The 20,674-nt window shown below is 67.9% G+C and carries 23 protein-coding genes; 17 read left to right on the top strand and 6 right to left on the bottom strand.

The features are described 5' to 3' along the window. Positions 1-62 precede the first annotated feature (62 nt). Positions 63-971, top strand: a complete 909-nt coding sequence (dapA, locus tag ACFWPH_RS03875; protein ID WP_378747942.1) for a 4-hydroxy-tetrahydrodipicolinate synthase — start codon at positions 63-65, stop codon at positions 969-971. Then, positions 968-2,977, top strand: a complete 2,010-nt coding sequence (locus tag ACFWPH_RS03870) for a ribonuclease J (protein ID WP_378747941.1) — start codon at positions 968-970, stop codon at positions 2,975-2,977. The genes dapA and ACFWPH_RS03870 overlap by 4 nt, the downstream gene beginning before the upstream one ends. Positions 2,978-3,082: 105 nt before the next feature. Here the strand turns inward: ACFWPH_RS03870 and ACFWPH_RS03865 are convergent, their stop codons facing one another. Next, on the bottom strand, positions 3,083-3,646 hold the full coding sequence (locus ACFWPH_RS03865; protein ID WP_378747940.1) for a hypothetical protein: 564 nt from the start codon (positions 3,644-3,646) through the stop codon (positions 3,083-3,085). A 68-nt stretch (positions 3,647-3,714) separates the two neighbouring features. Next, on the bottom strand, positions 3,715-4,110 hold the full coding sequence (locus ACFWPH_RS03860; protein ID WP_378747939.1) for a DUF4189 domain-containing protein: 396 nt from the start codon (positions 4,108-4,110) through the stop codon (positions 3,715-3,717). 123 nt (positions 4,111-4,233) lie between these two features. Here ACFWPH_RS03860 and ACFWPH_RS03855 point away from each other — a divergent pair, with 123 nt between their 5' ends. The 3 genes from ACFWPH_RS03855 (at position 4,234) to ACFWPH_RS03845 (ending at position 8,689) form a co-directional block, all read left to right on the top strand. Further along, on the top strand, positions 4,234-4,857 hold the full coding sequence (locus ACFWPH_RS03855; RefSeq protein ID WP_378747937.1) for a TIGR03085 family metal-binding protein: 624 nt from the start codon (positions 4,234-4,236) through the stop codon (positions 4,855-4,857). A gap of 95 nt (positions 4,858-4,952) precedes the next feature. Beyond that, on the top strand, positions 4,953-7,571 hold the full coding sequence (locus ACFWPH_RS03850; RefSeq protein ID WP_378747936.1) for a DNA translocase FtsK: 2,619 nt from the start codon (positions 4,953-4,955) through the stop codon (positions 7,569-7,571). A 137-nt stretch (positions 7,572-7,708) separates the two neighbouring features. Beyond that, the gene (locus ACFWPH_RS03845; protein ID WP_378747935.1) at positions 7,709-8,689 is read left to right on the top strand and encodes a TerC family protein; all 981 of its coding nucleotides are present in this window, start codon (positions 7,709-7,711) and stop codon (positions 8,687-8,689) included. A gap of 85 nt (positions 8,690-8,774) precedes the next feature. Here the strand turns inward: ACFWPH_RS03845 and ACFWPH_RS03840 are convergent, their stop codons facing one another. Continuing rightward, the gene (locus tag ACFWPH_RS03840) at positions 8,775-9,059 is read right to left on the bottom strand and encodes a YciI family protein (protein WP_378747934.1); all 285 of its coding nucleotides are present in this window, start codon (positions 9,057-9,059) and stop codon (positions 8,775-8,777) included. A 69-nt stretch (positions 9,060-9,128) separates the two neighbouring features. Next, positions 9,129-9,680, bottom strand: coding sequence for an amino-acid N-acetyltransferase (locus ACFWPH_RS03835; protein WP_378747933.1), 552 nt, complete (start codon positions 9,678-9,680; stop codon positions 9,129-9,131). A gap of 200 nt (positions 9,681-9,880) precedes the next feature. On the opposite strand from ACFWPH_RS03835, the gene pgsA reads away from it, so the two are divergent. The 12 genes from pgsA (at position 9,881) to ACFWPH_RS03775 (ending at position 18,887) form a co-directional block, all read left to right on the top strand. After that, positions 9,881-10,534, top strand: coding sequence for a CDP-diacylglycerol--glycerol-3-phosphate 3-phosphatidyltransferase (gene pgsA / locus ACFWPH_RS03830; protein ID WP_378747932.1), 654 nt, complete (start codon positions 9,881-9,883; stop codon positions 10,532-10,534). Beyond that, on the top strand, positions 10,531-11,040 hold the full coding sequence (locus tag ACFWPH_RS03825) for a CinA family protein (RefSeq protein ID WP_378747930.1): 510 nt from the start codon (positions 10,531-10,533) through the stop codon (positions 11,038-11,040). The genes pgsA and ACFWPH_RS03825 overlap by 4 nt, the downstream gene beginning before the upstream one ends. A gap of 124 nt (positions 11,041-11,164) precedes the next feature. Beyond that, entirely contained in the window at positions 11,165-11,605 is a 441-nt protein-coding gene (locus tag ACFWPH_RS03820; RefSeq protein WP_378747929.1) for a helix-turn-helix domain-containing protein, read from the top strand. A 220-nt stretch (positions 11,606-11,825) separates the two neighbouring features. Further along, positions 11,826-12,659: a phage shock protein PspA gene (gene pspA / locus ACFWPH_RS03815; RefSeq protein ID WP_378747927.1), complete on the top strand. Its 834-nt coding sequence runs from the start codon at positions 11,826-11,828 to the stop codon at positions 12,657-12,659. 28 nt (positions 12,660-12,687) lie between these two features. Next, the gene (locus ACFWPH_RS03810) at positions 12,688-13,623 is read left to right on the top strand and encodes a hypothetical protein (protein ID WP_378747926.1); all 936 of its coding nucleotides are present in this window, start codon (positions 12,688-12,690) and stop codon (positions 13,621-13,623) included. Between the two features lie 109 nt (positions 13,624-13,732). Beyond that, positions 13,733-13,906 (top strand): hypothetical protein, encoded by a 174-nt coding sequence (locus tag ACFWPH_RS03805; RefSeq protein ID WP_280463641.1) that lies wholly within the window; start codon positions 13,733-13,735, stop codon positions 13,904-13,906. A 76-nt stretch (positions 13,907-13,982) separates the two neighbouring features. Beyond that, positions 13,983-14,702: a PIG-L deacetylase family protein gene (locus ACFWPH_RS03800; protein ID WP_378747925.1), complete on the top strand. Its 720-nt coding sequence runs from the start codon at positions 13,983-13,985 to the stop codon at positions 14,700-14,702. 77 nt (positions 14,703-14,779) lie between these two features. Next, positions 14,780-15,943, top strand: coding sequence for a glycosyltransferase (locus ACFWPH_RS03795; protein WP_378747923.1), 1,164 nt, complete (start codon positions 14,780-14,782; stop codon positions 15,941-15,943). 43 nt (positions 15,944-15,986) lie between these two features. Next, positions 15,987-16,181, top strand: a complete 195-nt coding sequence (locus ACFWPH_RS03790; RefSeq protein WP_062974632.1) for a DUF3046 domain-containing protein — start codon at positions 15,987-15,989, stop codon at positions 16,179-16,181. 180 nt (positions 16,182-16,361) lie between these two features. Beyond that, positions 16,362-17,399 (top strand): recombinase RecA, encoded by a 1,038-nt coding sequence (gene recA / locus ACFWPH_RS03785; protein ID WP_378748238.1) that lies wholly within the window; start codon positions 16,362-16,364, stop codon positions 17,397-17,399. Positions 17,400-17,478: 79 nt separating this feature from the next. Then, on the top strand, positions 17,479-18,129 hold the full coding sequence (recX, locus tag ACFWPH_RS03780) for a recombination regulator RecX (protein ID WP_378748237.1): 651 nt from the start codon (positions 17,479-17,481) through the stop codon (positions 18,127-18,129). A gap of 98 nt (positions 18,130-18,227) precedes the next feature. Further along, positions 18,228-18,887, top strand: coding sequence for a class I SAM-dependent methyltransferase (locus ACFWPH_RS03775; RefSeq protein ID WP_378747922.1), 660 nt, complete (start codon positions 18,228-18,230; stop codon positions 18,885-18,887). A 100-nt stretch (positions 18,888-18,987) separates the two neighbouring features. Here the strand turns inward: ACFWPH_RS03775 and ACFWPH_RS03770 are convergent, their stop codons facing one another. After that, positions 18,988-19,881, bottom strand: a complete 894-nt coding sequence (locus ACFWPH_RS03770) for an amino acid ABC transporter permease (protein WP_378747921.1) — start codon at positions 19,879-19,881, stop codon at positions 18,988-18,990. Beyond that, positions 19,878-20,507: an amino acid ABC transporter permease gene (locus tag ACFWPH_RS03765; protein WP_280463648.1), complete on the bottom strand. Its 630-nt coding sequence runs from the start codon at positions 20,505-20,507 to the stop codon at positions 19,878-19,880. Before ACFWPH_RS03765 ends, ACFWPH_RS03770 begins: the two co-directional genes overlap by 4 nt. Positions 20,508-20,674 lie beyond the last annotated feature (167 nt).

Here is a 20,674-nt window from a genome sequence, read left to right as displayed (position 1 = left end):
GCGGCCCAGAACACCGACGAGGGTGTCGAGGGCTGCCCGGTGACCGGGTAGCCTTTCTGACCATGACGAACGGTGAATCGATGCCTCCGGTGTTGAGCGCGTCCGGCACGGTAGGTGTCGCGATGGTGACCCCCTTCAGCGCCGAGGGCAAGCTCGACATAGACACCGGCGTCAGCCTTGCGCACCGTCTGGTCGAGCGGGGTGTCGACCTGCTCGCGATCTCCGGTACCACCGGCGAATCGCCGACCACCACCGAATCGGAGAAGGCGGACCTGCTGCGGGCGGTGGTGGATGCGGTCGGTAACCGGGCCACCGTCATCGCCGGTGCCGGAACCTACGACACCGCGCATTCGATCGAACTCGCCCGCAATGCCCAGCGCGCGGGTGCACACGGCCTGCTGGTCGTGACCCCCTACTATTCGCGGCCGACCCAGGAGGGTCTGTTCGCACATTTCACCGCCGTCGCCGATGCCACCGATCTCCCGGTGACCCTCTACGACATTCCGCCCAGATCGGTGGTACCGATCGCCTCGGATACGATCCGCCGGCTCGCGGAACATCCACGTATCGTCGCGGTCAAGGACGCCAAGGGCGATCTGAACGCCGGCGCCGCGCTCATCGCCGAAACCGATCTCGCCTTCTACTCGGGCGACGATATGTTGAATCTGCCGTGGCTGGCGATGGGGGCGGTCGGCTTCATCAGCGTTATCGGTCATCTGGTTCCGGAACGGCTGCGCGAGATGGTGGACGCGTTCGCCGCCGGTGATGTGGTGCGTGCCCGGGATATCAACACCAGCCTGCTCTGGCTCAATGCCGCAATGGCGCGGCTCGGGGGAGTGGCTATGACGAAAGGTGGGCTCCGATTGCTCGGCGTCGACGTCGGCGAACCCCGGCTGCCACAGATCATGCCGAGCCCCGAACAGCTCGAGGATCTGGCCGCGGACCTGCGGGCCGCCGGGGTGCTCGAATGACCGACCCCGCCCCGCGCCGTCCCCGGCGCACCGCCCGCCGCAGCGCCGGCCCCGCGGCGCCCGCGCCGGCCCCGCAGCCCGAACCCGCCCGAGCTCCACAGCCGGCGGAACCCGCGGCACCACCGGCCGCCTCCGAACCCGGGACTCCGGCCGCACGGGAACCCGAGACGGCTGCGCGGGCACCGGAAACCCCGGCGGCACGCCAGGAAACGACACCGGAGCCCCGTTCCGCCCGGGACAAACCGCGCCGGGGCAAAGGACGCCAATCCGCGCGCGGCCGCGGTGATTCCGCCCGTTCCGTCCCCGCGGTGCCCCCGGAAACCGCCGCGCAGGACCGGCTTCCGCTGCCCCCGAAGCTGCCACGTAATGGACTGCGAGTGTTCGCGCTCGGCGGTATCGGCGAAATCGGCCGCAATATGACCGTTTTCGAATACGGCGGCACACTGCTCATCGTCGACTGCGGCGTGCTGTTCCCCGAGGATCAGCAGCCCGGCGTGGACCTCATCCTGCCCGATTTCCGGCCGATCGAGGACCGGATGGACGATGTGGCCGCGGTGGTGCTCACCCACGGGCACGAGGACCATATCGGCGCCATACCGTTCCTGCTGCGCCTGCGGCCCGATATCCCGGTGGTGGGATCGAAGTTCACGCTCGCCCTGGTAGCCGCGAAATGCCGGGAACACCGGTTGCATCCGCGGCTCGTCGAGGTCACCGAGGGGGAGCGCACCGAACACGGCCCGTTCGATTGCGAGTACTTCGCGGTCAACCATTCCATCCCGGATGCGCTGGCGGTGGCGATCCGGACCCCCGCCGGGACGATCCTGCACACCGGCGACATCAAACTCGACCAGCTTCCGCTCGACGGCCGGCTGACCGATCTCGCGGGATTCTCCCGCCTCGGCGACGAGGGCGTGGATCTGTTCCTCGTCGACTCCACCAATGCCGAAGTCCCCGGATTCGTCACACCCGAACGGGAGATCGGTGGCGTCCTGGACACCGTGATCGGCAAGGCGCGCAGCCGGGTCATCGTGGCGTCCTTCGCCAGTCATGTGCACCGGATCCAGCAGGTCGTGGACGTGGCCCAGAAATACGGCCGCCGGATATGTTTCGTCGGCCGGTCGATGGTGCGCAATATGCAGATCGCGCAGGACCTCGGCTACCTCACGGTGCCCGACGGCCTGGTCGTCGATCTCGACCAGGCTGCCACCCTGCCGCCCGGCAAACTGGTCCTCATCTCCACCGGCTCCCAGGGGGAACCGCTTTCGGCGCTGTCGCGGATGGCGCGCGGCGATCACCGCCAGATCCACATCCGCGCCGACGATCTGGTGGTGCTGGCGTCCTCGCTGATCCCGGGTAACGAGAACTCGGTGTTCACCGTGGTCAACGGGCTGGCCCGGCTCGGCGCGACCGTGATCACCCAGCAGAACGCGAAAGTGCATGTCTCCGGGCATGCTTCGGCCGGAGAACTGCTGTACCTGTACAACGCCGTACGCCCGACCAATGCGATGCCGGTGCACGGGGAATGGCGGCATCTGCGCGCCAACGCCGCACTCGCGGTCGCCACGGGAGTCCCCGAGGACCGGGTGGTGCTCGCCGAGGACGGCGTGGTCGTGGATCTGGTCGACGGGATCGCCTCCATCGTCGGCCGGGTGCCGGTGGGGCACGTCTATGTCGACGGTCTCTCGGTGGGCGATGTCGGCGAATCGACCCTGTCGGACCGGCTCGTCCTCGGTGAGGGTGGGTTCATCGCCATCACCGTCGCCGTCGACGCGACCACCGGTAAGGCGGTGAGTACGCCCGAGGTGAGCGGCCGCGGTTTCTCCGACGATCCCAGCGCGCTGGCCGAAGCCGCCGAACTGGTGGAGGCCGAACTCCTGCGCCTGGCCGGTGAGGGCATCACCGACACCCATCGCATCGCGCAGAGTGTGCGCCGCGTCGTGGGGCGCTGGGTGGCCGATACCTACCGTCGCCGTCCGATGATCGTGCCGACCGTACTCGGCGTCTGAGACCGGCCCACCGGCGCGCAGAACCGCCGGTGGGTACAGCGCGGAAAACCGCCGGCGGGCAATGCCCTCCGGCGGTTTTCCTGTGTCCGGTACCGGTCGTGCGGATCAGGCTTCGGGCTGGCAGGCCGCCGAATCGAGCTCCGCGGACTTCACGATATTGCACGCGAAATCATGCGCGATCTTCCACTGATCGCCCTCGGCCACGAAATCGACCGAAGCGTTCTCGACCGGGCTGCCGGCGATGGTGACCTCGGCATCCGCCTTCACCTTGCCCTCGGCCGGCTCGCCGACGTTGGTGATCTTCACCGTTACTTCGTTCTTCTTCGCCGCCTCGACGAGCTTGTCGACCAGCTGCGGATCCTGTTCGGCATCCTCGATGAAGGCCAGCTTCTCGTCCTCACTCACCGCACCGTCGAGCGCCCGGGTGAGCTTGTCGTTGAGTTCCTCGACCGTGGGCTTGGGCAGGTTCGGAGCCGCCGTGGTGGTCGGCGCCTTGCCCTCCTCTCCCTGGCCGTCCTGGGTTTTACCCGATTCGAACTCGGCGGCGGCTTCGGTGCTGGTGGCAGCCGCGTCGGTCGAGGACTCCTCGGTGGACGAGCATGCGGTGAAGGTGAGGGCGGCGGCGGCCATCGTTACGGCGGCCACGACCCGGAATGGACGGATTTTCACAGTTCTGTTTCCCCTACGCAGGTGATCGGCGAATTCGGCGCCGGCCGGAAAAGGTGGTCGGTACGAACTCACAGGTCGTAGCCGGAAGTGCAGTTCCAGTGCTCGATGTAGGCGTTGCCCGGGTTGTTGGCCAGCGCCTCGGACCGAGCCGAGGACCGGGACGGCCCGGATCCGTAGCTCAGCCAGTTGTCCGACACGGCGAGTGCGCCGCAACCGTTGCGCCAGGAGATCTTGGCGACACAATCGGCGGCACCGCACCGGTCCTCCGCGGCCGCTTCCGCTTCGGAGTAGCTGTCGTAGTCGTAGGACCATCCGTAGTTACCGGTGGACAGCGACACCGCGATGGCGCCGTAGTCACTGCTGTACTGCGCGTGCGCGGGTGCCACGGAAGCGGCGAACATAGAACCGACGGTCGCCACCAGAACAGCGGCAACGGTGAGAATCTTCTTCAATGGTGTTCCCATTCTGTGTGTATCGGTCCACGACCCTATGGACCGAATGACAAAGTACAGAGCATCTCTGCTGCGTAGCAACCGGATCGGTTCTCATCCCCTCCCCGATGGCTGGGTCTCGGCTAGATTCATCGTGTGAACTTCGCTCAGCGTGAACGCCGTGCAATGGTCGAAACGATGGACGAGACCGGGCCGGACGCGCCAACCCTATGCGGAGACTGGACGGTGCGCGACCTCGCGGCGCATCTGGTCGTCCGGGAACGCCGCCCCGATGCCGCGCCGGGGATCATGTTGCGGCCCTTCGCCGGTTATCTGCAGCGGCGGCAGGACGAGGCGGCGCAGCGTCCGTTCCCGGAGTTGCTCGACAAGGTCCGCACCGGTCCGCCGTGGTGGTCGCCGTTGCGTCCGGTGGACGCGATCGCCAACCTCAGCGAAATGTTCGTCCACCACGAGGATGTCCGGCGGGCACAGCCCGGCTGGGAGCCGCGGGAGCTCCCCGAACAGGATCAGCAGCGGCTGTGGTCGGTACTGCGACGGATGGGCAAGATGGCCTACCGAAAATCCCCGGTGCCGGTGGAACTCTCGACCCCGGCGGGAGACCGCGTCCGGATCGTGGACAAGCCCGGCCCGGTGGTGACCCTGTCCGGTACGCCCGCCGAACTGCTGCTGCACGCATTCGGGCGGGAAGAGGTCCGGATCGAATCGGACGGGGAACCGGAGGCCGTCCGGCAGGTGCTCGAATTGGACCGTTCGATCTGATCCCACCGGTGCGCGGCGAGAATCACTTCCGTCGCGGAGCCCGGTACCAGTGTTGCGGATGGTCCGGATGGGGTGGTTGCGGCTAGCCTGAGCCCATGGCAGGTAAGTCCCGCGGCACAACCACACCGGGTGCGCGGGCGGGATCGGCTCGGGGGCGGACCACCGCGGCCCGTTCTCGTTCGGGCACGCGTCGATCGGACGGCGCCACACGGGCCCAGGGCCCGGCGCGTAAAACCGCACAGCAGGGCGGCGCGCGCAAGGCGCCGGCCACCCGCGCCCGGCGCACCACACGCCGTCCCGCCCCACCGCGGCGTTCGGATACCGCCCCGCTGGCCGTATTCACCCGGTTGGTGAGCGGCGGATGGACCATGGCGGCCCGCGGGGTCGGCGCCACCACGCGCGCTATCAGCCGCGCAGGCGAGATCGAACACGGGCACCGCCGCGACGGGGCCGCGCTGGGGCTGATCGCTCTCAGCGCCGTGATCGCCGCGGCCGTCTGGCTGTCGGCCGGCGGTCCGATCGGACGTTGGGTCGAGGGTCTCATCCGCGCGGTGACCGGCTCGGCCTCCTCGGTCCTGCCGTTCGTGGCCGCCGGTATCGCCGTCGTACTCATGCGCACCGAACCACGACCGGAGATCCGCCCGCGCCTGGTGCTGGGCGGGTTGCTGATCGGGTTGCCGTTCCTCGGGCTCTGGCATATCGCCGACGGCGGACCGGCCGACGCGGCGGGGCGCGCCGAGGCTGCCGGTTTCGCCGGTTTCGTCATCGGCGGCCCGCTCACCGATGGCCTCACCGGGTGGCTGTCGGTGCCGATTCTGTTGCTGGCCATGGTGTTCGGCCTGCTACTGGTCACCGGGACTACGGTGCGTGAGGCACCGCAGCGGTTGCGGGAATTCTTCGGCGCCCCCGGCTACGAGGACGACTATCGCGACGGATACGACCCGATCGACGAATACGAGCCGGCCGAACCGGCCGGGCGGTCCCGCCGCCGAAGCCGTGCCCCGGCCGACAACTATCCGGCCGATGAGTTCACCGGGCCGCCGGTCGGTCCGGACGGTGTCGCCGAACCGCCGCTGCGCGATGCCAAACCGATCGCCGCGGCCGGAGCGGAGAAACCGGCCGGCCGTAAAAAGCGCAAACCCGCTGCGGCGGCACCGGTCGACCAGACCCCGCTGCCGGAGCCGGAGCCGGAATTCGTCGCCGACCGGGTCGCCGAGGGCGACTACACCCTGCCGCCGATGAATCTGCTGGTCGACGGAGACCCGCCGCGCCGCCGCAGCGCCGCCAACGAATCGATGATCGAGGCGATCACCGAGGTACTGGTGCAGTTCAAGATCGACGCGGCAGTTACCGGGTTCGTCCGCGGACCGACGGTCACCCGGTACGAAGTCGAGCTCGGGCCGGGGGTGAAGGTCGAGAAGATCACCGCGCTGACCCGCAATATCGCCTACGCCGTGGCCACCGAGAATGTGCGCCTGCTCGCCCCGATCCCGGGGAAATCCGCCGTCGGTATCGAAGTGCCCAATGCCGACCGCGAACTGGTGCGGCTGGCCGATGTGCTGAAGGCACCGTCCACCCGCAACGACCACCACCCGCTGGTGATCGGCCTGGGCAAGAACATCGAGGGCGAGTTCCTGGCGGCGAATCTGGCCAAGATGCCGCATCTGCTGGTGGCCGGCTCCACCGGTTCCGGTAAGTCCAGTTTCGTCAATTCGATGCTGGTATCGCTGCTGCAGCGGGCCACCCCGGACGAGGTCCGGATGATCCTGATCGACCCGAAGATGGTGGAGCTCACCCCGTACGAGGGCATCCCGCATCTGATCACCCCCATCATCACCCAGCCGAAGAAGGCCGCCGCGGCGCTGGCCTGGCTGGTGGAGGAGATGGAACAGCGCTATCAGGATATGCAGGCCAGCAAGGTCCGCCATATCGACGATTTCAACCGGAAGGTGAAATCCGGCGCCATCACCACACCGCTGGGCAGCGAACGCGTGTACCGGCCCTACCCGTACATACTGGCCATCGTCGACGAACTCGCCGATCTCATGATGACCGCGCCACGCGATGTCGAGGACGCCATCGTGCGCATCACCCAGAAGGCCCGGGCCGCGGGTATCCACCTCGTTCTCGCCACCCAGCGTCCGTCGGTCGACGTGGTGACCGGCCTCATCAAGACCAATGTGCCTTCGCGGCTGGCCTTCGCGACCTCCTCGCTCACCGATTCGCGGGTCATTCTCGACCAGCCCGGCGCCGAGAAGCTCATCGGTATGGGCGACGGGCTGTTCCTGCCGATGGGCGCCGGGAAACCGACCCGCCTGCAGGGCGCCTTCATCAGCGATGAGGAAATCCAGGGTGTCGTCGATTTCGCCAAGAACCAGGCCGAGCCGGAGTACACCGAGGGCGTCACCGCCGCCAAGGCGGGGGAGAAGAAGGATGTCGATCCCGATATCGGCGACGACCTCGATGTTCTGCTGCAGGCCGTGGAGCTGGTGGTGACCTCCCAGTTCGGGTCCACCTCGATGCTGCAGCGCAAACTGCGGGTCGGGTTCGCCAAAGCGGGGCGGTTGATGGATCTGATGGAGACCCGCGGTGTGGTGGGGCCGAGCGAGGGGTCCAAGGCGCGTGATGTGCTGGTGAAACCGGACGAGCTGGATGGTCTGCTCTGGTCGATCCGCGGCGGCGGGGACGAGAATCCGGAACCGGGCGAACAATGACGGATACGTGTGGTGCCCTGGGATACTTCGCCGCGCCGGGTGTGGGAGGATAACCGGCAATCACCCCGCAACACGCCTGAATCGGGCATATCGGGCATGATTGTGGTCATGACTCGTACTGCTGAACGGATTACCGCATGCAGGTAAGTGCTCTCGTGTGGGGGATCACCATCGTGGTGATCCTCGGCCTGTTCGTTTTCGACTTCTTCGCCCATGTGCGCACCCCGCACGAACCGACCTTCCGCGAATCGGCGTTCTGGTCGGCCGTGTACATCGGCCTGGCCCTCGCTTTCGGCGGTGTGATCGCCTGGCAATGGGGTGGCACCTTCTCCGGCGAGTACTACGCCGGCTTCGTCACCGAGAAAGCACTCTCGGTGGACAACCTGTTCGTATTCCTGATCATCATGTCCACCTTCGCCGTGCCGCGGATGTATCAGCAGAAGGTGCTGCTGATCGGCATCGTGGTCGCCCTGGTGATGCGCGGTGGTTTCATCGCCGTTGGTGCCGCGGCGATCAGCGCGTTCAGCTGGGTTTTCTACCTGTTCGGCCTGTTCCTGGTCTACACCGCGGTCAAACTGCTACGGGAGAGCGGGCACGAGGTCGAGGAGGAACAGAAACGCGACAGCCGGATCGTCGCCCTGACCAAACGGCTCGTACCGACCACCGAGGAGTACGACGGCGACAAGCTGATCACCCGGATCGACGGCCGTAAGGTGGTCACCCCGATGCTGCTGGCGTTGCTGGCCATCGGGTTCGCCGATCTGCTGTTTGCGCTCGACTCCATCCCGGCGATCTACGGCCTCACCGAAGAGCCCTACATCGTGTTCACCGCGAACGCATTCGCGCTGATGGGTCTGCGCCAGCTGTACTTCCTGATCGGCGGTCTGCTCGACCGGCTCGTGTACCTGTCCTACGGACTGGCCGCGATCCTGGCCTTCATCGGCGTCAAACTGGTCCTGCACGCCCTGCACGAGAACAACCTGCCGTTCATCAACGGCGGCGAGCATGTGAGTGTGCCGGAGATCTCCACCGGGCTGTCGCTGACGGTGATCCTCGGGATCCTGGTGGTCGCGACGGTGGCCAGTCTGCTGCGTACGCGGGGCAAAGCGCGGCCGTAGCCGGCGGAACCGAAGGACTAGTTAATACCGCGTACCGGCCGCACCGCACCGGCCGGTACGCGGTACCGGCCGGTCCCGGTGTTCGTCAGCCGGCGAACGCGCCGAGGACGGGCTGCCATTCGGTCGCCCGCACCTCGTCGATCAAGCTCTCCTGCGCGAACGGGTCGGCCGCCAGCAGCTGCCCGAGCGCCTTCGAATCCGCGGCGCGGAACAACAGCAGCGCCCCCGAGCCGTCCGGATACGGCCCACTGCTGAGCAGTGTTTCCGCCGCGAGATGATCGGCGAGCCACGCCCGGTGGCGGGGGCGCTGCCTATCGCGTTCGGCGGCTGTGGCCTCGGAATACGTGTACTGGACGGCGAAGATCGGCACGGCACGACTCTAATGCGCGGCCCCGCAGGCCGCCGGGCCCGGAGGAACCCCGCCGGGTCCGAACCCCTCTCAGAGCGTGCGCAGCATCCGGGTGTTGCCCAGCGTGTTCGGTTTCACATAGCTGAGGTCCAGGAACTCCGCGACGCCCGTGTCGTAGGACCGGCACATCTCCGCATAGACCTCCGCCGTCACCGGGGTACCGTCGATCTCGGCGAAACCGTGCCGGGCGAAGAACTCCACCTCGAAAGTGAGCACGAACAAGCGGCTCAACTCGAGTTCGCGGGCTACCTCGACGAGCTGATCCACGATGAGTTTGCCCACACCGTGTCCCTTCACATCGGGCGCCACCGCCACCGTGCGCACCTCACCGAGATCCGCCCACAGCACATGGAGCGCCCCACAGCCCACCACGCGGTCACCGAGATCGGCGACCCAGAACTCCTGTACGGATTCGTACAGGTTGACGAGGTTCTTCTCCAGCAGGATCCGGCCCGCGTACACATCGACCAGCGATTTGATCGCCGAGACATCGGATGTGCGGGCGCGACGCACTCGCACGGAGGCGGTCCGCGTACCGGGCGCATCGCCGGTCGCGCTGCCCAGGGGTCCCCGTGAGGTCATGGGGTGCACAGTAGTCGGCGACCGTACCGATAGTCTGAGTGTGTGCCGCAGACCCCGCCCGCCCGCCCGACCTTGCGCTGCTGTCCCGGCGCGCCGGTGCGGCGACCGGCTCGCGCGGCAGCGCACGGACGATCACGGGCAGCCGGACCAGGACGAGGCGGCGCAGCAGCGCGACGGGGTGCGTACACGCAGGGACGGCTATGAGCGTGCATCCCGAAGAGATGGACCGGCGGCTCGCCGCCCCCGCGCCGGCGCGCGGGGAGCGCGCTCCCGCGCCCGCCGAATCGGCGGTTCCGCTGCTGAACATCGCCAATATCCTCACCATGGCGCGGATCGCGCTGGTCCCGTTGTTCGTCCTGGCCCTGTTCGCCGACGGTGGGCACCAGACCGGGTGGCGGATCACCGCGACCCTGCTGTTCGCGCTCGCTGCGATCACCGACCGCTTCGACGGCCAGCTGGCCCGCAAATACGGTCTGGTCACCGATTTCGGCAAATTGGCCGACCCCATCGCCGACAAAGCGCTCATCGGCTCCGCGCTGATCGGACTGTCCATCCTCGGCGACCTGCCGTGGTGGATGACCGTGGTGATCTGCGCCCGCGAGATCGGGATCACGCTGCTGCGGCTGGCGGTGGTGCGGCGCGGTGTCATACCGGCAGGCCGCGGCGGCAAACTCAAAACCCTGGTCCAATCGCTGGCGATCGGTGTCCTGCTGTTGCCGCTGGCCGGCGGGTTCGCGACCGCGGGAATGGCGTTGATGTGGATCGCGTTGTTGCTGACGGTGGTGACGGGACTGGATTACGTCGGACAGGCCGTCCGCCTGTGGCTGGCCGGACCCCACCGCAGCCGCCGATGACCACGGCCGACCCGCTCGCCGGGGAGACCCCGGCCGCGGAGCTCGTCGCCGCGTTGCGGGACAGCAACCAGACGGTCGCCACCGCGGAATCGCTCACCGCGGGCCTCGTCGCCGCCACGATCGCCGGAGTGCCCGGTGCCAGCGCCGTGCTGCGCGGCGGGCTGGTGGTGTACGCCACCGATCTGAAACATCACCTCGCCGGGGTCGACGAACAGGTACTGGCCGGTGAGGGTCCGGTGGCCGCGAGCACCGCCGAACAGCTCGCGGTCGGCGCGAGGACCAGATGCGCCGCCGACTGGGGAATAGCGTTGACCGGGGTCGCCGGACCCGACCCGCAGAACGGAATCGGGGTCGGCACCGTCTATCTCGGTCTCGCCGGACCCGGGCATACCGAGGTGATGCGGTTGAAACTGACCGGCGACCGGTGGAATATCAGGTTCACAGCGACACGCGCCGCGGTACAGGAACTGCTGCGGTGCGTGCGGGGCGCCCCACCCACCCGGTGAGCGGTTCCGCGTCCGGTCCGGGAACCTCCGGGGCCGGTTCCGACGTTGTGCCAGGAGAGAACCGCGTGCGTGCCGTGGGCTGCGGCATCAGAGGCGACGAGCCTACCGGGAGAAGGAGAACTCGATGACGCTGCTGCGAGAAGCGATCGGGGACAGTCTGCGGCGTGCGCGCCTCGCCCAGAGCCGGACCCTACGTGAAGTATCCACCTCGGCGCGGGTGAGCCTCGGCTACCTGTCCGAAGTGGAGCGGGGGCGTAAGGAGGCGTCCAGCGAACTGCTGGCGGCGATCTGCGAAGCCCTCGACGTACCGCTGGCCCGGGTGCTGTGGGATGTGAGCACCACCATCGCCGGTGAAGAGCTCCCCGTGGCCGCCGCGCCCGGGCGCGGGGCCGCCGAACCGGCCACCGTCGAGCCGGCTGCCGAACCGGCCACGTCCGAACCCGCTCCGGCCGGTGCCGCCGCGTCCATGTCCGCCGGATCCGCCCGGCCGCAGGTCGACGGTGATACCCGGATCGTCATCCCGGCACCCAACAACGGTCCGCTGGTACTGGTCGAAGCGGCCTGAATCGGTCATAGCCCCGGTATATCCGATCGTGACAATGCGCGTAACGCACCGGAGCAGATAGATTCGTAGAAGGCGTCCGCGGGCCGCCCGCGGCGTGACGCGGCTTTTCGGTAGCCGGTACCGGACGCCGCATGGTGGAGGATAGGTACCGATGAGTGCGTGACGGTCGCGCACTGGCGAGTCGCCCAGGCGGCACAGTAGATGGAGGCGGGATCAACCGATGGCTAATCCGTTCACGAAGGCCTGGAAGTATCTGATGGCCCTCTTCGACTCCAAGATCGAGGAGCACGCGGATCCGAAGGTCCAGATTCAGCAGGCTATCGAAGAAGCACAACGCCAGCACCAGGCCCTGTCCCAGCAGGCCGCCTCGGTGATCGGGAACCAGCGGCAACTCGAGATGAAGCTGAACCGCCAGCTCGACGAGGTGGAGAAGCTCAACGCCAACGCCCGGCAGGCGGTTTCGCTGGCCGATCAGGCCAACGCCGCCGGGGATACCGAGAAGGCAATCCAGTACACCAACGCGGCCGAGGCGTTCGCCGCCCAGTTGGTCACCGCGGAACAGTCGGTCGAAGACCTCAAGGTGCTGCACGACCAGTCGCTGCAGGCCGCCGCGCAGGCCAAGAAGGCGGTCGAGCAGAACGCCATGCTGCTGCAGCAGAAGGTCGCCGAACGCACCAAACTGCTCAGCCAGCTCGAACAGGCGAAAATGCAGGAGCAGGTCAGCGCCTCCCTGCAGCAGATGGACAGCACCCTGTCCGCTCCCGGCAGCGTGCCCAGCCTCGACGCGGTACGCGACAAGATCGAACGGCGGTACGCCAACGCCCTCGGGTCCGCCGAACTCGCCCAGAACACCGTCCAGGGCCGGATGGTCGAGGTCCAGCAGGCCAGCATCCAGATGGCGGGCCACAGCCGCCTGGAACAGATCCGGGCATCCATGCGCGGTGACGCCCTGCCCGCCGGTGACGCCAACGCCGCCATCGATCCGGGTAAATCCGCCGCCGAGCCGGCCCAGTCCCAGCCACAGATGAACAAAGGCCAGACCGCTCAGCAGTAGCGGGACAAGAGTTCGGCGAGGACAGCATATGAAGTCTGATCGAGCCCGGTACCCCGCCGGGGCCCCGGCGTTCGACCCTGCCCGCCCGGACCTCCCGCAGCAGGCCGTCGCCGTAGCCGAGTCGCTCCGGACGGCCGGGGAAAATGCCCTCGTCGCCGTCCGGCGCTGGGCGGACCCGCGCGAACGCGAACTCCGGCGCCGGCGGCGCGCCCGGCGCCGCAGTATCGGCCTGAGCACCGCATCCGGTCTCACCACCGCCGGAACGGTCGGCCTCGTCATCCTGTCCGCTCCCGCCTGGGCCGTGCTCGTCCTGGGCGGTGGCGCTATCGCCCTGGTCACCGGCGCGGCGCTGAGTACCCGGCGCTACCTGCAGTTGCGCCGTGCACCGCTGCCGCTCGCGGGTTACGTCCCGCGCAAACTCCCGTCCGCGCGCTCCGCGGCCCGGCCCGCGATATCGCGGCTGGCCCGCGCCGAACGCGTTCTGCACGATGTGGCCGGCCAGATCGCACGCACCCGTCGGCTCCCCGCCGACGAACTGGACGATCTGGTGGCCACCGCGGCCTCCGGTGCCGCGGCCCTGACCGCGCTCGCCACCGATATCGCCACCATGGAGGGCGCTGTCCGCACCCTCAGTGGCGGCGCGGCCGCCCTCGCTGATACGGCCGATATTCAGCGCCTGAACGAGAACGTGCACTCGATCGTCGCCCGGCTCGATACCGGCGTCACCGAATACGAGCAGGTCGTGGCCGCGGCCACCCGGATCCTGGCCGTGGACGAAACGGGCGCACTGCGCTATGAATTCGACGGTATCGTCGCCGACCTCCGCCAGGCCGCCGACCGGATGGACGGCTGGGCCCAGGCGCTCACCGAGCTCGCCGACCGAGCCCCCGATCCGCTGCTCCCGCCCGCGCCGGCTGTGCCCGCGCCCGCCGCGGAGCCCGTACGGAATACCGGCCGTCGCTGAAATTCCACTCAGGGACAACCCTGATCTTCCCCCTATATTGCCTCTCACCTGGTGATTTCCCGTTCCCGCGGTGCCATGCTCGACGTAGGAACAATCGCTGGGAGGCAAAATGTTGTGGAAGATCATCGGCGTGGTTGCCGTCGTCTGGATCGCGCTGGCAGTGATCGGCGCGCTGATCAAAGGCCTGTTCCCGATCCTGGTGATCAGCGCCGTGGTGTTCGGTCTGTATCTGCTCTACAAGGCGATCTCGGGGTCGGACGACAATACCGTAACCAAGATCTGAACGGCCGTAACGCGAGGAGGTCCGTAGCAGGACGGTTTCCGTCGCGTGCGAGAGGCGGATCGGCCAGGATGGGCGTATGACAACCGTTCCCCCGCTTCCCGAAGACTGGCAGCGTGCACTGGTGATCGTCGCGCACCCCGACGATATCGAGTACGGGGTCGCTGCGGCCGTGGCCCGCTGGACCGGCCAGGGCAAGGATGTCCGATATCTGCTGGTCACCTCCGGAGAGGCCGGAATCGCCGGTCTGCCGCCCGCGCAGTCCGGCCCGCTCCGCGAAGCCGAGGAGCGCGCCTCGGCGGCTGTGGTCGGAGTGCAGGAGGTCGAATTCCTCGGCCATCCCGACGGCCGCGTCGAGGCGAACCTGGCACTACGTCGAGATCTGGCCGCCGCGATCCGGCGGCATCGTCCGGAACTCGTGGTCCTCGGGCATTTCGGTCCGACCTGGGCGCCGGGGGTCGTCAACAGTGCCGATCACCGGGCGGTGGGACGGGCCGGCCTCGACGCGGTATCGGATGCGGGGAACGAATGGATCTTCCCCGAAATCGCCGATCTCGCGCCGTGGAACGCGCGCTGGGCGGCCGTCGCGGTCCCCAGCGGTGCCACCCACGCGGTGGACGTCACCGCCACCGTCGATGCGGCCGAGGCCTCCCTGGCCGAACACCGGCGCTATCTCGAAGTCCTGAATCCGGAGCAGCCCGTGGCCGAACAGGCCCGGGCCGTGGTGACCATGACGACGGGCCCTATCGCGGGTTTCCCGGCCACCCGCGCGGTCGGTTTCGAACTGTTCACTTTCTGAGCCGTGCCGGCCGAACAACGTTGCGCGACCTCGAACCCCGCGCACGCCCGCCTGACGGGTCATGGCAGGCTGGGCGGATGCGAGTAGCTGTTGTCGCCGGTCCCGATCCGGGCCATGCGTTTCCCGCTATCGCACTATGCCTGCGTTTCCGGGAAGCGGGTGACGAACCCGTGCTCTTCACCGGTCCGCGGTGGTTCGACGCCGCCCGCGAAGCCGGGATCGGGGTGCGCCGGCTGAAGGGGCTGGCGCCACGCCCGGGTGACGACGACGCCGATGCCGGCGCGCGGATTCATCAACGGGCGGCCTATATCTCGACCGAGATCCTGCCCGAGCTCAGCGCCATGCTGCCCGAACTGGTCGTATCGGATGTGCTGACGGCCGGTGGCGGGATGGCGGCCGAACGGCTGCGGGTCCCGTGGGTGGAACTCTCCCCACACCCCCTCTATCTCCCGTCGAAGGGGCTGCCGCCCATCGGCAGCGGTCTTGCGCCCGGTACCGGGGTGCGTGGTCGCGCCCGCGACGCGGTACTGCGGAAACTCACCGATCGCGCCGTGCGCACCGGTACGCGCCAACGTGAACTGGCACGTGCCGGAGTGGGGCTACCGGCCGCCGACCCCGGTCCGGCCGCCCGGTTGATCGCCACCCTGCCCGCGCTCGAAGTGCCGCGACCGGATTGGCCGGAGAACGCGCATCTCGCCGGACCGCTGTTCTGGGAGCCCACCGATCGGATCCTCGAACCGCCGCCCGGTGACGAGCCGCTGGTGATGGTGGCTCCTTCCACCGCGCACACCGGTGTGGACGGAATGGTCGATACCGTCCTGACGGCGCTCGACGGGGCCGGGGTGCGGGTGGTGATCTCCACACTGGACGAGCCCCGGGCCGATCTACCGTCCTGGGCGCGGGCCGGGCTGGGACGGCAGGACGAACTGCTGTCCCACGCGTCGGTGGTGATCGGCGGCGGCGGTCACGGGCTGCTGGCCAAAGCCTTGTCCGCGGGGGTCCCCGTAGTCACGGTTCCGGGTGGCGGCGACCAGTGGGAACTGGCGAACCGCGCCGTGCGGCAGGGGAGTTCGTTGCTGATCCGCCCCCTGGCCGCGGATTCGGTGCGCGAGGCGGTCCGCCGGATCCTGGACGACCCCGGTTTCGCCGCCGCGGCCCGTACCGCTGCTGCGGGAGCCGGTGACGTCGCGGACCCGGTGGATATCTGTCGCCGGGTGGCGGGCGGCGTCCGGGCGGGTTGATCCGCGGGTCGCACCGGGGGTGCGGACAGGTATGTTCGGGCACGTGCGGTTGACGGAATTCCAAGAACTCTTGCACACCGAATTCGGCGAGACCCGGGGTGACACCTTGCTCAACGATCACGTCATCCTCGCCCTGGGTGGCCGGACCGGCTCGGCCGCCATCGAAGCCGGTGTGGATCCCCGGGAGGTGTGGCGCGCGCTGTGCGCCGAATTCGACGTTCCACGCTCCAAGTGGTGAACCGGTGAATCGGGTCCGTTACCGGCCCCTGTCCCGTAGGCCGGCGACTCGCGGAACCGGAGCTTGACTCGAACATCTGTTCGTCTAGGCTGAGCTCCGGAACTTGTCGGTGCCGCCCTCTACCGTGGGCACCAACCACACCACCCAACTACCAACCAACCGGTGAAAAGGGGAGTCACGATGGCGCCACAGGCCTACGACCGCGACAAGGCGCTGGAGCTCGCACTCGCACAGGTCGAGAAGAGTTTCGGCAAGGGCGCGGTGATGCGCCTCGGGGAGGAGGCCCGGCAACCGGTCTCGGTCATCCCGACCGGTTCCATCGCACTGGATGTCGCGCTGGGTATCGGGGGGCTGCCACGCGGCCGGATCGTGGAGGTCTACGGTCCGGAATCCTCCGGTAAGACCACCGTCGCGCTGCACGCCGTCGCCAACGCGCAGGCACTCGGTGGAGTCGCCGCCTTCATCGACGCCGAGCACGCCCTCGATCCCGATTACGCCGCCAAGCTCGGCGTCGATACCGATGCCCTGCTGGTATCCCAGCCCGATACCGGTGAACAGGCCCTGGAAATCGCCGATATGCTGGTTCGCTCAGGCGCCATCGATATCATCGTCATCGACTCGGTCGCCGCGCTGGTACCGCGCGCCGAAATCGAGGGCGAAATGGGCGACAGCCATGTCGGCCTGCAGGCCCGCCTGATGAGCCAGGCCCTGCGCAAGATGACCAGCGCCCTGAACAATTCCGGCACCACCGCGATTTTCATCAACCAGCTGCGCGAGAAAATCGGCGTCATGTTCGGTTCTCCCGAAACCACGACCGGTGGTAAGGCATTGAAGTTCTACGCGTCGGTGCGCCTGGATGTCCGGCGTATCGAAACGCTGAAGGACGGTAGCGATGCGGTGGGCAACCGGACCCGGGTGAAGGTCGTGAAGAACAAGGTGAGCCCGCCGTTCAAACAGGCCGAATTCGATATCCTGTACGGTCACGGGATTTCGAAAGAGGGATCGCTGATCGATATGGGAGTGGAGCACGGGTTCATTCGTAAATCCGGCTCCTGGTACACCTACGAGGGCGATCAGCTCGGGCAGGGTAAAGAGAACGCCCGCAAGTTCCTGCTGGACAATATCGATATCCGCGACGAGGTCGAGAAGAAGATCAAGGAAAAGCTGGGTATCGGCGCGGATGTGACCGCTACGGAGGAGACCCCGGCCGATTTCTGATCCGATGAATCAGCGCTCCGTATCCGAGGGCCCGGGCCTGACCGATCCGGTGGCGGAGGTCCGCCGGCAGTTGGACGAGATACTCGCGGCCGGCGGTAGGCCCGCCGGTTCCGGCCGGGGATACCGGGCGGACGAGTCCGATCCGCAGCGGACGCGTTCGCCCGGTTCCGGCTCCGCGCGGGGGAAACAGGGTGCCGGCGATGCTGATGGCAGCCCGCCGGGTGGATCGCTGGAACAGGCGAAAGAAGCATGCCTGCGGCTGCTCGCGGTGCGGGCCCGCAGCCGTGCCGAACTCGCACAGCGGCTGTCCGCCAAGGGGTTCGCCTCCGCGGTGATCGAGCAGTCACTCGACCGGCTGGCCGAGGTGGGACTGGTCGACGATGCCGAATTCGCGCGGCAGTGGGTGCGGCAGCGCCACAGTTTCTCCGGAAAAGGCCGGCAAGCGCTGGCCCAGGAGTTACGCCGCAAGGGCGTGGCACCCGAGGAGGCAACGGCCGCGCTCGACGACATCACCGCTGACGACGAACACGAACGGGCCACCGAACTGGTGCGCCGCAAACTGCGCACGCTGCCCGCGGACCTGGATCGCGAGAAGGCCATCCGGCGGCTGGTCGGAATGCTCGCCCGCCGCGGTTACGGCCACTCCGTGGCCTATACGGTGGTCAAGGCCGAATGGGAGGCGAGCCGAGCAGATTCCGACCTCGGCGAACCCGATGCGCCACTCGGCTGATCGGCCGGTTCACAGCGGCTGCGGCGAATCACGGCGCCGGGACGTGCGGGTCGGTGTCCGCGATGGCGGGGACCGGCGACAACACGGAGAATGCGGTGATGCTGCTGACTCGACTCGACCGGTTCAACCGCCGCCATCCGTGGAGTCACAACGATCATTACAGCCGGTGGGTCGAGCGCCGGGTCGTGGCCGCCGGTGCCCGGGAAGTGCTCGATATCGGGTGCGGGACGGGTAATCTCATCGCCCGGCTCCGCCGCCGGATTCCTCGGATCACCGGACTCGAACCGGACACCACCTCTGCCCGTGCGGCCGAGGAGCGCTTCGCCGGCGACTCTGCTGTGCGAATCGTGCAGGCCGATTTCGCCGGGCGCGAGCCGCAGCGGCGCTGGGAGGCTGTCACCCTTGTCGCCGTCCTGCATCACCTGCCCTTGGTCCCGGCCATGCGTGAACTACGCGATTGTCTGTGTCCGGGCGGGCGACTCGTGATCGTCGGCTGCTACCGCACGGCCGGCCCCGGCGACCTGCTCGTTGCCTTACCTGCCGCTGTTCTCAATCCGATCATCGGAATGATCAAGCATCCGGCGCCCGCTACGGCGCTGCCCGCGCATATGCGGGCACCCACCGCCGAGCCCCGGGAAAGTCTGGCGCAGATCCGGGCTGCGGCCGGCCGGGAACTTCCGGGGGCCCGGATTCGGCGGCGCCTGTTCTGGCGATACACCCTCGTCTACGACGCCCCCGGCGAACAGGGCGTCGCCTAGGGCGCTGAATCCGCGCCGGGCCTCGCGCGGGGGCGCGACCCACCTGTCTGGCGGCGGGAAAGCGCCTTCGCGCTCACCCGCCGCCCGGTATCGATATGCCCTACTTGGTGATGTCCACTCCGGGAGCGGCATCGGTGATCACGGTATCGGCGGCGACCACCGCGCCGCCCCGTTTGCGGCGGCCGGAACGGAGTCGCTTCTCCAGCCGGGTGGCGAGGGTGGAGAGCAGGACGTTCAGCAGGATCATGATGATCGCGACAACGATCAGCGCGGGGATGGTGTTCGATTCCGCGGCGCCGAGTTGCTGGGCGCTGCGGACGACTTCCTCGTAGGTGATCACATAACCCAGTGCGGAATCCTTCAGTGCCACCACCATCTGCGATACCAGCGCGGGCAGCATGGCGGTGATCGCCTGCGGTAGCAGGATCAGGCGCATCAGCTGGCCCTTGCGCAGCCCCAGCGCGACACCGGCCTCGGTCTGGCCTTTGGGCAGGGACAGAATTCCCGCGCGCACGATCTCGGCGATCACCGACCCGTTGTAGACGGTCAGCGCGGTCACCACGGCGCCCAGCGCCAGGTACTCGGAATCGAAGAGGTCGTACTCGGAGTACAGGGCGAAGAGGAAGATCATCAGGATCAGCACCGGGATGGCGCGGGCGATCTCGACGACGGTGCCCGCGGTCCAGCGCAGCCACCGGTGATCGGAGAGCCGGGCGATCCCGAAGATCATGCCGAGTACCAGGGCGAACACAATCGACAGCGCCGCGGCGACCACGGTGCCCTCCAGGCCCGGCAGGATGTAGGTGGTCCAAACCGCCCCGTCGAGGAACGGCTCCCATTTATCGGCCGTGAACTGGCCTTGATCCGCGAAACCGCGGTAGACGTACCAGCCCGCGACCAGTACCGCCGCCAGGACGACGAGCGAGTAGAGGATATTGCGGACGCGGGCGGCGGGGCCCGGTGCGTCGTAGAGAACGGATGCCTTGCCACTCATCGGGCCACCTCGAATCGTTTGGCCAGATGCCCGAACAGCAGGCCGGCCGGCAGCGTCAGGATCACGAAACCGAGGGTGAAGATGAGGCCGATGGTGATCAGCGCCGCCTCGGTTTCGATCATGTTCTTCATCAGGAACGAGGCCTCGGCCACGCTGATCGCGGAGGCAACCGTCGTGTTCTTGGTGAGGGCGATGAACACACTGCCCAGCGGTGCGATCACCGACCGGAAGGCCTGTGGCAGCACGATGATCCGCAGGTTCTGCAGAAAGCTCAGACCGAGGGAACGCCCGGCCTCCGATTGGCCCAGCGGCACCGTATTGATTCCGGCGCGCAGCGATTCGCAGACGAAGGCGGCGGTGTACACGCTCAAGCCGATAACGGCCCAGCGGAAGTTGTTGTCGGCCAGCGAGGTCGGGCCGTCGGCAGCCAGGTTCATCCCGAGCGTGGAATACAGGCCCAGCGAACAGAACACCAGGATGAGGGTGAGCGGGGTGTTACGGAAAATGGTGACGTAGGCCGTGCCGACCCAGCGGGCCACCGGGACGGGCGAGACCCGCATACCGGCTATGAGGGTGCCCAGTACCAGCGAACCGACCGCGGACAGGACGGTCAGCTTGATGGTCATCCAGAATGCGTCGAGCAGCTGGGTGTCGTAATCCGAGATCAAATCGAACACGGTGGTTGCGCGCCTCCGATCGGCGGGAAGGGCCGGGATCGGGGGGGGGGGGGAGGGGGTGATGTGAGCCACACGGAGAGGGGGAAGGAACACTCACCCCCCAGGGTCTTCGTGGG

It is taken from the genome of Nocardia sp. NPDC058499, assembly GCF_042719915.1.
Classification (GTDB): domain Bacteria; phylum Actinomycetota; class Actinomycetes; order Mycobacteriales; family Mycobacteriaceae; genus Nocardia.
This window is presented reverse-complemented; position numbering and strand designations above follow the sequence as displayed.